Origin of the sequence: Sphingobacterium puteale (assembly GCF_003627955.1) — a bacterium.
Lineage (GTDB): Bacteria > Bacteroidota > Bacteroidia > Sphingobacteriales > Sphingobacteriaceae > Sphingobacterium > Sphingobacterium puteale.
On the sequence record NZ_RBWS01000014.1, the window covers coordinates 172,381 to 185,923 of the forward strand.

Here is a 13,543-nt window from a genome sequence, read left to right on the forward strand (position 1 = left end):
TTGCACTGAACTATCGTTGATCACATAGGTATTCTTTTTGAAATTCCGGATCGAAGCCCATGCCTGTACCTACACAGGTACCCTCTCTGTGCCAGTGTGGGTAGGCTCATATACAAGTCATCCAGGCAGAGCGTTTTTGGCTGTGGCCTGTTTCGGGCCAATGTGCCATCCTTCAGGCGGAATTCTTTGGTCAGGATATAATCGATATAATTGGCGATTGCCGGTTTCATATCCAGAGGCAATGTTCTTCCATGCGGTGCCTTAATCATCGCGGCGCACATGCATCCAGCGTCATCCAAAGCATGCGGATACATGACCGAATATACCGGAGACCAGTATCCGGGCTGAGCGGATTTGAGCTTCCGGAAGTAGGGTAATACTTTACCGATAAATTCCAGCCGGTCGAGCGTATATGCCGCATAACGAGGATCTCAGACCACCTCTGAAGCCAGCAGCATGGCACCGTAGGTAATACCCGACTCATAGCTGATTAGCTGAAAAACGCCTTTTTCATACCCATCTATCTTAGATCAATAAAGATCTGTATGAAAGAAACTCCTTTGATTGCGCAGATAAAATCGCAAAGAAATACCTTATCATTCGCATAGAAAATATCAAGCAAGCTAATACTGGACTTTTACTAGGATATGGAATGGCAAGAAATTTCAGGAAGACATTATCTCATAAAGTGTATATTAACGCAGCATTCATTAGCCAACTCTATCCTTTGTTAGTATATTCACCTTCCACATAACCATTATTTACGTATCTAGATGTATCGTTTGTATGCCAGGCATAAACACCAGAAATCATAACACCCAAATCATGTACATAATTAGACACAAGTTCCTGATATTCACCAAAGAAAGACATTTTCCTTTGAAGCAATTCAAATTCATTTAAGTAAGCATCATGCATATCAAGCGCTCGCATATAAGCCTCTTTCAATGATATATTATTTTCTTGTTGTAGTACCTTTACAAGATTCATAGTATCTCCCTCGCGACTCAATTCCTTTGGTAGAGAAATAATATCATTATGGATACCGATCATTAAAGATGAAAGAGTATAAAGACGCCTAATAAAAGGATGATCAAATATTTCATCTGGTAGTTTTCGATAGTCTTTTTGCAAAGCAACATAATCACAATAAGGTTTTACGCCACTAGTTTCTGCACGAATCAAGAGATAAACAGATAGCGGAGGTACTGTATTTGTCCTGTAATAAACTTTTTCTTCAGCATAACCTATAAATACATCTTTCATTGATTTTATAAACCTATTGTATATATTCTCAGGAATTGCACACCTTACAGCATCTTGTCTTAACTGCCAAAATAAATGGAAGATACCAGGCTCTTCCGGTTCCCTGGAAACGCTACCCGATACTAGTGCCATTATTTTATCCATAATTATGTACATTTCTTCACGTGAGCAACGGTCAAAATAATCATCCATCATGGCTCCATTTGCAGTATAATTTGCCAAAGGCCGCAACTCAACAAGTGATTTTAAAAATGGACATCCTCTTGCTGCAATATCAGTCAGGTTATGCTTTTTATGTTTCTCTCGTGCTTCTTTACTGTGGATGATATATTCAGTATCTATCCATTTATAGTATTCTTCACGCTGCACTTGAAAATCAGGATGAATAAAATCAGGAAAAGGATAAGAAGGTTTTGGCAAATGTAACAAGTTTGAAAAAAATTGCTCATCTGTAATTGATGCTTTCATAATATTGTCTTCTGGTTAAACAAATTTAGCAAAAACTCAGATTTTACAAAATATTATCTTAAACAGTTATAGATCACAAAAGAATACAACTATGTTAATAAAAAAATAAATTATTATTAATAATACAAGACAACTACATTATTATAGATTATTAAATTTACATGGCTATAACATATTAAAACGAACCGAATAATATGGGGTGATCTTAGTTTAGGAGCCCTTTGCTTCTTACCTTTTCACAAAAGGATGTTCAGGCCGAAACGAACTCCCCAGCCAACAAAAAAACATAGATATATCTACTGATTTTCACCTTTTATTCTGGAAGCTCAGGCATAGCAATCCGACGTTGTGTCGGTGTACTTATAGCCTGTAGAAAAGCTATTACAGCATCAACTTCCTGTCGCGATAAATTCAATTTTTTTAATAATGGTGAATGTATAGGTCTTGTCTTTTCATCAATTTTCACATGCCTTTGTATAGGCGCCGGATTGCCCAGATTATAGAGTTCGACCACATCACGCAACGTTGGAAAGTTACCATGATGCATCCAGGGTCCTGTGAGGCCTGTATTTCGAAGCGATGGTGTACGGAATGCGCCAATGTCTTTTTGATCTCCTGTAAGATGATAGTGGCCAAAATCCTGCTGTTTGGTTCCGTACAGTGTCTGTCCGTCATTATGAAATAGATTGTCCGAGAACAAAGGGGTATTGTGGCAATTTATACAACGTGCCTTTGTACGAAACAAATGCAAGCCGGTAAGTTCCTGATCATTCAGCGCATCGGCCTGCCCTTGCACAAATCGGTCAAATTTTGTCGGATAGCTTACGATACCGCGTTCAAAGGTGGCAAGCGCCTGTTGTATTCGGAGCAGCGTAATCTGTTTATCACCAAAAGCCTGTTCGAAATATGCCACATAGCCGGGCACAGCTTTTACATGTGCTATCAAAGTATCCAAAGACGTATTCATCTCCAAATGGTCCTGTGTCGGCAACAAGACCTGATCTTCCAGGCTCTTAGCACGGCCGTCCCACATAAAAGATTTGTAAAATGCGACATTGTACAGTGTCATCGCATTTCTTTTTCCCTCCCGCCTTCCATGACCGTGAGCCAGACTCTTTCCATCTCCAAATCCCAATTGCGGGTCATGACAGCTTGCGCAGGAGATTTGCTTCGATGCCGAAAGTCTGGGGTCAAAAAACAATAGCTTTCCGAGCAACGATTTTTCCTTGCTATAAAGATTATCTGCCGGATAGCTTACCTCGGGCAATACCCCGATATCCATAAAACCAGGTCTCACAGCGGAGTCGATATATGGTTTGGGCCATAGTTCCTGATTCCCGCTACTGTAGCGTTTGCGCAATGCCTGTAGTTCTTCCTGCTCGTCAGTACGGTTTGCAAATGCAGAAATCAACAAAGGTGCTATAAAGATGGCGATAACAATTAGTGTATTCTTCTTCATCAAGGTCAGCCTCTTAAAATCCATATGCTACCATTAAATTCATTTGTTTCCGGGTTGTCCCTAGAGGGGCAAGATTGGTGCGATCCAGATCAGATAAACGCTCCGCTTTTTGATAACAATAATCTGCTACCAAATGAATGAAATTTCCCTTTCTTAAACGTTGTTTGAAACCCAATTTCACTTTGCCACCATATAAATTTGCGCGATTATAAATAACATCATGATAAAACACATATTGATGGAATACATTTTCATTGATTAGTGGTAGCGACCAGGATGTACCTATATTTTGGCGAAGGGAACCTGTGAGACCAAATTCTATTTCTTGATTCGCAGCGGTTATATAGGTCCACGCTCCTTTGAGTTGATAGTTTAAATGCTCGTAATCCAGATTTGTTCCCGTGCCGCCATCCCTTCTGATTTCATTCAATACACTAATTTTCGCGCCGTAATAGTGTCGCCACCTTTTCTTGGCCAGCATATAAGATAAATTCAATGCTCCATTATCATTCTGATAAACATAATTCTGTGCATTTCCACTTTCTTTTACCTGGTCCTTTCCACGTGTACTGGACCAATCAAGCGATGCCATATAAGAATGAATTCCTTTTGACAGCTGCCATACTAAATTGTAGTCTAATCGCTTTAAATTATACTGACTGAGTTCATGGATGCGAGACTCATTGCGCAGTGTTTGTCGATACTTCTGTTCTTCACGCAAATAAGCTGCATTGGCATAAAAGTCACCTATTGAAGAATTCCATGAGAAGTAAACCTTACCACCAAAGCGCTTCATGTCATTCTGATAGAACATCTTCTGCTCCAGGAGCCAGTCGCTGACCTTCCAACCGTATCCTCTGATAATATAATTCATGTAGGGCGATTCCACAGCGCTTGTGGCCGAATTTCCATTTTTATAAGCGATTTCAAAGTCCTCCTGCCCATAACCATACCTCCCTTCGACACCCATATCAACGTTTTTGACTACTCGCATGCTACCGCCCACCGTACCGTTAAGTTGTGCTACGCGGATGCTACCTCTCGGGTCATTATTGCTAAAATGATTTGCTACCTGGTAATCGAATCCCCCAAAGACAGCGTATTTTCTGTCTGCAAAATATCGTTGACCCCGCGTCTGGATACGATAGGTTGTTCGTTCATAATGATTGTAACCGTAGGAACCAAAATACCAGGGGGAAGAAGTGTTTTCTCTGGTCTGATGGGCAAACCTTGTACTATCCTCGACAGATCGCGTATAATTGAAACGCCCCCACAAGCGTACATCTTTAATAGTAACAGCTCCTTCCGAACTAAAATTCAGCGTATTTACCTGCTGTGCGTCCTGGGCGCGGTGATAATCGCCCGAGGTGGAATTATATCCCATACGAATCAAACTGTAGCGCTGCGGCACCTTCTTTTCCAGCCACATCGGATTATCGACAGCATACTGCCGTAAGCGCAATTGTATACTGTCCTGGTCAATATATTGAGTATAGGGTATAGTATCTTGTCTTGCTATCGCTTTGACCGGAAGCTGGGACAACGCCCCGACAAATAGGCATAAGGTAATTTGAATATAATTTTTCATTTTTCTTCGATTAATCAATAAATCCCTTTGGAATTGCCTTCATTGACACAAAATCGTCACTTGAGTTATTAGAATCCTCCAGTATTCTTCTTCCATTGATAATCTCTTTTGTTTTCCTAATAACTGAATTTGAGGAACGCGCACCTCCGTCTACAGCGATAGATCCAGCATCGATTTTTGCCGTAAATCGTTTCGGATATTGTGTAGAGGTTGAGGACTGAATTTCCACGCCATCCAAAATATTAGCTATTGGAATTTGGAGATAATCTGTGCCCAAATTTTCCCGTCCATCAGCATATGGCGGCATATAGCCCTTCCAGCTGATTACCGGTCCCATGTTCTGATCACGGAAAATGATCCAGCTTCGTTGGCCCGCTTGGTTCATAATCATGTCAGCACCATTACCCCGGTTGATCAGGCTTATATTGGGAACATTTGGATTATCGATGTCAGATGCCAAAGGTTTGGTACTTCCAAGATAGGGTACATAATAAGCTTCAAAATCTGCCTTGCTAAGGTCAATGGTGAGGCTCGGGTTCTTTACGGAGATCGCGACCCCGTCAGCTCCTATATAGGGCGACTGATGGTTAGCTGCTGTTGAGGCGACAACAATACTCTCGCCCGGCAGAATCGGATATTCTTTTCCACTGCCTGGAAGCTGTATGATCAAATGAGCGTAGACATAATCACTGTTGGCATCAATATCCTGTGGCATACGATACGACTTACTCCAATCATACTGTCCACTATTGGGCTGGTATACATAGGTCGTACTTGCATTTGTAGTACCAAAAGCTTCGGCTATATAGAGACTGTCTGCATAGCGGACCTCATCGGAATTGTTATATATTTCGATAAATTGATCCCTAAAACTAGCGCCTTGATTGGCGTCTGAACCTGCGTAATAAATCTGTTTGATAACCAGGCCCTCCTCATTACTATTACCGGTCAGGAGAGAAAGATCCCAATGTGTCTCCGCCGACCCTTTTACGACTTCGATCCGGCGTATCACCGAACTAAAAGTGACCTCATTGTCTTCATGCTGCCCTGTTAACTGGTTGAATTCTGCAGCACTGAATTTTTTCACGACCTGAACATTATACGTATTAGGCGCCAGATCCACGAACTCAATTACACCATTTTCATCAGATTTTACCGTCAACAACAGTTTGCCTTTCAAGGTATAAAGATTTAAAATAATATCATCCAACGGTAATTTATTGGCATAGGTTTCACTTTCGTAAGACGTACTCAACGAGATGTCTACCGATCCATTTTCGGCATAGCTATCTTTTTGACAACCGCTAAAAAGATAGCTGGAGCCAAAGATTAAAAGTATAAGTTTAATGATGATTTTCATGGCATTATAATTTAAGTCTGAGTTGCGCACCATAAGTCGGTTTACCATTCGGAATGATCATGGAATTATCAGAACGTTTGTACTGCGGACGATAATTAAATACGTTATAGACATGGAAAGCCAAGCTTAGCCGTTTGCTGATTTCCTTCGATACATTTAAGTGGAAATTTGTATAGACAGCAGGCTGGTTCTGATTATTGATTTCTTCTATTGGCCTTAGTGTATGGGCATAATTGACATTGTCGCGATCAAAATTGACTATGGCATGATAGGTTCCATCCTGCGTATAATAACCGATAGGAATACCGTCGGACGCATCGGTATCCGTTTTATTCATGAGGTTAAGTTCGGTCGTGAAATTGATCAACAGTTTAGCCTTAGGAATATGCGTACTTGAAGTAATTGCCGCATTGCTTACCGTAGTCGTCCTGCGCTGTGTGGGATATATTGCAGATTCTGCACGATTGGGATTGTCCGTGTTATTCGTAAATGTCGCCATGTTCTGCAAGGGTCTATAGGTTGATTGGGTCAATCCAGCCCTTAGATTAAATGAGGTAGCGATCGCCATCCATTTTGGGGTAGATAGCATGAATTCGATCCCCTGCGTTCTTTTGTCGCCAGCATTCATAAATTCATAGCGCGATAGCCTATATTGTTTTCTCCCCTCAATAATATAGGGCACTTCCGCATTGGGATCCGGATTATCGTCGTATTTGTCCAGCAGGATTTTCTCAAAACTGTTAACAGTAACGACATCTCTGTAATTCCTTTTATGATAAAGGTTCATCCCCAATTTAAAATCTTTATATTCATAGGTGGCTGAAAATTCAAGCTGTTCGGACAACGAAGGCTTAAGCTTGCTGTTATCCGGTGTAAATTTATCTACATACATTAGGTAGAGACTATTTGCCTCATCGACACTTCCCCCATTAAAGGCGGTATGCTGAAATAAGGGAATCTCATAAAATACCGGTCCTGGATACAATTGCGCCAAGGCGGGGGCCTTGCTGGCCCAGCCATACGCTACCCCCACTGTCAGCGCTGGGGTAATGGCATAGTTAATATTCGTACGTGGTGAAAATGTAAGATATTTTTCAAATTTGTCCAACCGTGTACCAATACGTACGTTCAGGTCACGCTCAGCAATTTTCGCCGTAAAAAGGTCCTCCGCATAAAATCCCAGCTGTTTTTGTCCATGAATACGGGAGACATCATAATAGCGTTCTTTGCGAAGATCAGCATTTGCTGCGATGGTATTATTGCGTGGTCTGGATGGGTCCACAATCTGTCCTTTTCCTATATTTTTTGAGTAATTGAAAAATGACCCAAAATTCACTTGATGCAGTAGAACGCCCGTCTGAAATGTGCCCGTCAGATCCAGGCGTACCGTTAAATCGATGGGCTTACCCTCAATATTGGTTACAGCTTGATAGATCCCGCTTGCATATTGGCCTTGATGAATGCCTGTTTCGGTGGCATCTGAGTAGATAATATAAGTACCGTTGACGTCCTGTTCCTTGTATGTATTCTGATAAGTTTCGCTATAACGGACATTCAACCCGATATTGGAAAGAAAACCTCGGTCAATCCGATAATTGGCGCGGCTTCCGATAGCGAAATTATATGATTTGAAGCGCATGACCGCAGCCGTTGGATCATCGCTATCACGACGGACTTTATCCATGTTGCGGCCATAATCTAAGGATAAAGTATTGGTGAAAGCTTTTTCTTTTCCGGCGAAAGTGCTCCACATGATATTTCCGCCAACACGATCGTAGGATTTCATCTTATCCCTGTTGTCTTCAAAGGAGCGCGTGAAATTTCCACCAACAGTGATCGCACCAAACTTACGGGTATCAATACCTTTACTAATTCCGTAAACGGTTGCATTATCACGGAGTTGAACATTAAAATTGAGCGGAGTTTTTCCTGCAATACGATTGATGATAATCGCACCATTTGTCATATCCCCATACTTCACCGAAGGTACGCCGGCAGCAATTTCTATACTTTCGATATTGTCTGTGGCAATCTGGCGGAGATCGATACCTCCAAAAGTATAGTCGCCAGTATAATTATCCGTGGCGGCATCACTGCCACTAAGCGCAGATATCTTGCCACTGACATAGGAATTACCCATACCGTAGATTCCCGCATTTAAGGTCTGCATATTGGCGTTGTTGGACAATGCGATACCATCCATAATCAGCGCTACACCAAAAGAATTATTGAGTGCAAATGGATCTTTGTTGGAAAAAGAATTTGTGCCCAATGTTGCGCTTCTCAAATTAGCTTGCTGGACCTGTTGTAAAGAGGGCGCGGCAATCTTTTGTCCAGGAATAAGGCTCAATAAGTCATTAATACTTAATGCACCCGACTGTTCGATCACTTCGCGGTTGATATAAAGTGAGCTGTTGCTTTCCAGTCGTCTGTTAATGCGGGGAGTGACGGCTATTTCTTCCAGGCCCACACTCAACGTTGGTAATGTGATGTCGGCAATAGTATTATTTGCTCCATTTAAAACAGTTGTCATGGAGGATCCTTGTCTTCCGATCATGGAAAACTGCAAATTTGCGGACTTCAGCCGATGGGCCTGAAACTGGAATTTAAAAGAGCCATTATTATCCGTAAAATAATACTGGTTAAGTTCTTTAAGATGCACGGTTACCAATGGTATTCCTTTTCCATTCTCATCGACAACTCTACCTGATAAAACAGCCCAGGAAGTCTTACTGATCAGAATATTCTTACCTGAGACCTGCAATTTGAGATAAGTCAACTGTTCCAGCTGATTTAAAACCTGCGGAAGGGCTCCATTTACCTCGATATTGATACGACGCTCCACATTGATCTGAGACTCGTCATAGAGAAAACTGTAACCCGATTTTTCTTCGATCTGCTTCAGAACAGACCTCAGTGGTTGATTTTTGCTTTCAATCTTCAGTTGTTGCGCGTCCACGGCTAAGACCTGAAAAGAAAGAAGTACACCAAGAAGCAGGGCTCTTCTATGGATGGATTTAGAAGACATAGATATATGATGTTATTTTTTGCGAACGATAAGTGTATTGGATTCGATGCTGAACCGATAGCCTGTTGTCAAGGAAAGCTTTTCAAGCACCATTTCCAACGGCTCATGCCCTATGGTCCCCGAATACATCAGTTCGATATCCGGCCGGTCGGGCACGATGATACCATATTTTCGGTTTAGCTGTCGGGCTATTTCTTGGTAAGTAGCCTTCTCAAAATGCAGGACACCCGCCATAATTTCCTTTTCTTTAGCTGCTTCAAATGATTCAACACTAAAGATCGCTTTGTTTTTATGATACACAATTGCCTGCCCCGGAATGAGCTGTAGTCTCTTTGTTCCGTTTGAAACTTCTACTTTTCCAGTAAACAATGCTATTTTTGACAGTTTATCGTTTTCAAAGGCGTGTACATTAAAAGAAGTTCCCAACACTTTGATTTCAAGTTCACCTGTTTGAATAATAAAAGGCTTATGGGCGTTATGTGCGACCTCAAAATAGCCTTCACCATTGAGGCTTACGACCCGTTTATCGCCATTGAAATTCTTCGGATATCGCAGTGTAGACGTTGGGCCGAGCTTCACTTTGGTACTATCGCTCAAAAGGACATTCATATACTTACCGGTCGGTACCAATTGGCTAACAAATTCAGTTTGAGCGGCATTTTCCGCTAGCGGCAACTGTTGTTTTAAGAACAGAAAACCCATGGATACGAATAGGAGACTCGCAGCGGTATAGCCAATCCACCTGTAACTCCGTAAACGATGTACGGGAGTGTCATTTTTATGGATAAAGGCCTGAAGTCGGGCACGTTCCTCCGCTATCTCGGCCCGGCTTGGACCAGTCTGCATCAATTCGACTAATCCTTTCGCATCTTCTACAAGCTGCCGGTGCTGTGGATTTGCATCAACCCATTGTTTCCAATATTCCATATCCTCAAGCCTGGCTTGCAGACAATAATTGATAAAGGATTCATCACAGATCAGTTTTTCCAAAGTAGGTTGTTCCATTGCTCGATATTGCGTTTATATAATAGTGCAGTAAAGGCTCTTTTTTTACCTATTTTTATTTGGAAAAATTTAAAACAACAACAATAATAACTGATAGTGAGCCTTTTAATTTTTTGATCGCTTCATAAACAACGTTATAAACTGTTCTCAGTGCAGCATTTTCCATGTCCGCGATTTCCTCATAACTCTTATTATGAAAAAACTTTAGCTCAATATAGCGCTGCTGTTTTTTCGTCAGGTTGTCCATTGCAGCGCGCAGCGCCTGATCTCGTTCCAATGTTTCTTCAATTGCGATTTTTTGCGATTCGATCGAATCTTCCGTCGGTGTGTGCAACAGGTCTTCCAGTGGTATTTTTTGGTAAGCACGCTGTTTGTAGATCACGCGTTTTAGCCATACAAAAAGGTAATATTTTGGATCTGTAGTTAGTATGGGTAATTTTTCCCGTTTTTCCCATAGGTCACAGAATACGATATGGATGGATTCTTTTACAATTTCACGGTCAGCATTAATTTTCAATCCGTAGCGGAACAGGGCTGTATATAACGAGTCGTATAAGGCCAAAAAACTGTTGCTATCGCCGGTTTTAATCGAGTTCCATGTTTGTATTGCATCCAAGTGCGCAAAATAAATAATTATTTAGATCTATTCCAAATAATATTAACCTTTAATACTCCATCTTTTTCACCTCGAATATGACCTCTCCAAAAGAACTGGATTATTCAAAAGACACCGTCACTACCCAACGATTCATAAATCTCATCTTGCGAATTGTAATTCCATTCATAAACAAACACAAACCTCTGTATATTTAAAATTAAATTAAAGATAACTATGTTGAGCAAATACCAATTCAGTAAAAATCCACTGCATTATATTTATGCCCTGATCTGGTTGGCTGTGTTCGCTACTTTTGCTTTTTATCTTTCCACAGGGGAGATGTTCAGGCCGGAAAACGGCAAGATCCATATTGTAGCAATTCTTATCGCTTGGGTTGCGCAATATCTTGGTCTCACACTGACATGCCTGATCATCCTATTTTTGGGAGTATACAAAGCATTGCGAACTGTTTTAGACAAGAAAGAAATTGAATCTTAATTAGTTGATACGCGTGATCAAAAATACTAAAGGCAAACTTTCTCTTCAGCAAGTCACCGTTACCATTTGGTAAGACATACGGTCATTAAATTTTTTTGTGATTATTTGCGTTCCCGTTTTTTTAAAAATATGATTAGTGAAATCAAATTGATGATTTAACCCTTTAAAGAAAGTGTTTTAATTAATAGGTGTATTGTAAAAAAATACTTTAGAAAACTCAGTATTTAGAAGAAGCTGGATCGAATAGATTTATTATGCCCATAGGTCAATAGATCGATAAAACCAACGAACGCTATTGACATGATTGTTAAAGCTGAGAGATATCATGCAACTTAGCGAAAGAAAAAAATCTACATGGCTTTGCATCAATAGTTAACACACAATACCAGTTATACTAATTAGAAATTTACACATCAAAAATTCTGATAAAAATCCCTTTGTAAATCCATCAGATAATACTAACGCCATTTATACAGCAGATTTTTAAGAATTTTAACCAAAATAAATCCAAAAACTCTCGTTTCCAAAGTGAAAATAAACCAAAAACCTTTAAAACAACAATACAAATCAATTTTTAATCATTTTTATACATAAAAAAATTTTTTTTATCACAAAAAAAGCATTTATCACTTATAAATAACAGAAAAACAAGCATAAAAACAAAAAATAAAATAACAAAAACATGTTTTATACAATATTATTATTAAATTTGATATAAATAATTACATAATAACATGATAAATATCATATTATTATGTTAAATGGTGAGTTTTTTTTTAAAAAAAACCATTTATCCTAGACAAAAAAAAAAGATAACACACCATGTTTTTATTAAAAAAATAAGATAAAAACATTTTTATAGAATTTATTTCAACAAAAACCAACTATACACAAATAAAAAAAACAATAAAAATGAAAATTTAGCTAATTATTTCAATCATCAACCCATAAACTTATTAAATCATGAACCTACAAGATCAACCTCTTAACAAGCTCCGTATCTTTTCTTTTAAGGGGGTACAGATGCGTACCTTTCACATCACATGGATCACCTTTTTCTTTTGTTTCTTTGGCTGGTTTGGTATTGCCCCACTTATGCCACTGGTGCGAGAGGAACTCGGATTGACTAAAAATGAAATCGGAAATATCATTATTGCATCTGTTTCAGCAACCATTATCGCACGATTATTTGTCGGGAAGATGTGTGATACACTGGGGCCACGGATTTCATACACAATCCTCTTAGTTGCAGGCTCCATCCCTGTTTTACTAATTGGATTAAGTAATAGTTACGAGTCATTTTTGTTATTCCGTTTTTTCATCGGTATTATCGGTGCATCTTTTGTGATTACGCAATTTCACACGTCAATGATGTTTGCGCCCAACATTATTGGTACGGCAAATGCTGTTACGGGAGGCTGGGGCAATCTTGGCGGCGGGGTCACCAACCTGGTGATGCCGCTTATTGCTGCAGCGTTCGTTGGCATGGGCTTCGTTAGTCAATCTGATTCTTGGCGGATTGCCATGGTTGTTCCGGGTACTATCCTACTCATTATGGCATATATCTATTATAAGTACACACAAGATACACCACAAGGTAATTTCAATAAACTATCCGCAGGTCAGGCAACAAACAAAAAGAAAAATGGTTCTTTTTTGCTCGCATTAAAGGACTATCGCGTCTGGATCCTCACACTCGCCTATGCAGCTTGTTTCGGAATAGAGATCACAGTAGACAACGTCGCTGCTACATTCTTCATGGATCGTTTTGATACAGGGATTATCTTGGCTGGAGCTCTGGCTAGTATCTTTGGCGGCATGAACCTATTCGCCCGTGCACTTGGCGGAATCGTAAGTGATAAAGTAGGACGGAGTTACGGTATTAAAGGTAAAGGCTTGATTTTGGGCATACTGTTGCTTCTTGAAGGAATTGGTATCAGCCTGTTCGCCACTTCCAATACCTTACTTCTTGCTATAATTACGATGTTGCTCTTTGCACTCTTCCTTAAGATGGCGAACGGCTGTACGTATGGTATAGTTCCATTCATTAACAAGGATAACATTGGCAGTGTGAGTGGAATCGTCGGTGCCGGAGGAAATATAGGAGCCATGTTAGTCGGATTTCTTTTCAAATCTGAAACGCTTAGTTACGCTGATGCTTTTAAGTACATTGGTATCGGTGTTTTTGTCATAGGCCTCACTGTCCTCTTCGTTCGCTTTCACCCCCGAACTGAAACTGTCGTTCAGAATGTGTCATTAGAAGTATAAAATTA

General features: G+C 40.1%; 10 protein-coding genes. 2 read left to right on the top strand and 8 right to left on the bottom strand.

Annotated elements, in window-relative coordinates:
- Positions 1-20: 20 nt before the first annotated feature.
- The 8 genes from D7322_RS18590 to D7322_RS18625 all read right to left on the bottom strand — a co-directional run bounded on the left by D7322_RS18590 (position 21) and on the right by D7322_RS18625 (position 10,790).
- Positions 21-314, bottom strand: coding sequence for a glycoside hydrolase family 88 protein (locus D7322_RS18590; RefSeq protein ID WP_121125743.1), 294 nt, complete (start codon positions 312-314; stop codon positions 21-23).
- A gap of 406 nt (positions 315-720) precedes the next feature.
- Complete coding sequence (locus tag D7322_RS18595) at positions 721-1,734, bottom strand: terpene synthase family protein (RefSeq protein WP_121125744.1); 1,014 nt, start codon at positions 1,732-1,734, stop codon at positions 721-723.
- Positions 1,735-2,047: 313 nt separating this feature from the next.
- The gene (locus D7322_RS18600; protein WP_121125781.1) at positions 2,048-3,193 is read right to left on the bottom strand and encodes a cytochrome-c peroxidase; all 1,146 of its coding nucleotides are present in this window, start codon (positions 3,191-3,193) and stop codon (positions 2,048-2,050) included.
- 13 nt (positions 3,194-3,206) lie between these two features.
- Positions 3,207-4,781, bottom strand: a complete 1,575-nt coding sequence (locus D7322_RS18605; protein ID WP_121125745.1) for a DUF6850 family outer membrane beta-barrel protein — start codon at positions 4,779-4,781, stop codon at positions 3,207-3,209.
- Between the two features lie 10 nt (positions 4,782-4,791).
- Positions 4,792-6,141 (bottom strand): DUF4876 domain-containing protein, encoded by a 1,350-nt coding sequence (locus D7322_RS18610; RefSeq protein WP_183078758.1) that lies wholly within the window; start codon positions 6,139-6,141, stop codon positions 4,792-4,794.
- A 4-nt stretch (positions 6,142-6,145) separates the two neighbouring features.
- Entirely contained in the window at positions 6,146-9,169 is a 3,024-nt protein-coding gene (locus tag D7322_RS18615; RefSeq protein WP_121125747.1) for a TonB-dependent receptor domain-containing protein, read from the bottom strand.
- A gap of 12 nt (positions 9,170-9,181) precedes the next feature.
- The gene (locus tag D7322_RS18620) at positions 9,182-10,174 is read right to left on the bottom strand and encodes a FecR family protein (RefSeq protein WP_121125748.1); all 993 of its coding nucleotides are present in this window, start codon (positions 10,172-10,174) and stop codon (positions 9,182-9,184) included.
- 55 nt (positions 10,175-10,229) lie between these two features.
- Complete coding sequence (locus D7322_RS18625) at positions 10,230-10,790, bottom strand: RNA polymerase sigma factor (RefSeq protein WP_183078759.1); 561 nt, start codon at positions 10,788-10,790, stop codon at positions 10,230-10,232.
- 216 nt (positions 10,791-11,006) lie between these two features.
- Between D7322_RS18625 and D7322_RS18630 the strand changes: the two genes are divergently transcribed.
- Both D7322_RS18630 and D7322_RS18635 read left to right on the top strand, forming a co-directional pair.
- A complete protein-coding gene (locus D7322_RS18630) occupies positions 11,007-11,270 on the top strand; it encodes a hypothetical protein (protein ID WP_121125750.1) in 264 nt (87 codons plus the stop codon).
- A 963-nt stretch (positions 11,271-12,233) separates the two neighbouring features.
- On the top strand, positions 12,234-13,538 hold the full coding sequence (locus tag D7322_RS18635; protein WP_121125751.1) for an MFS transporter: 1,305 nt from the start codon (positions 12,234-12,236) through the stop codon (positions 13,536-13,538).
- Positions 13,539-13,543 lie beyond the last annotated feature (5 nt).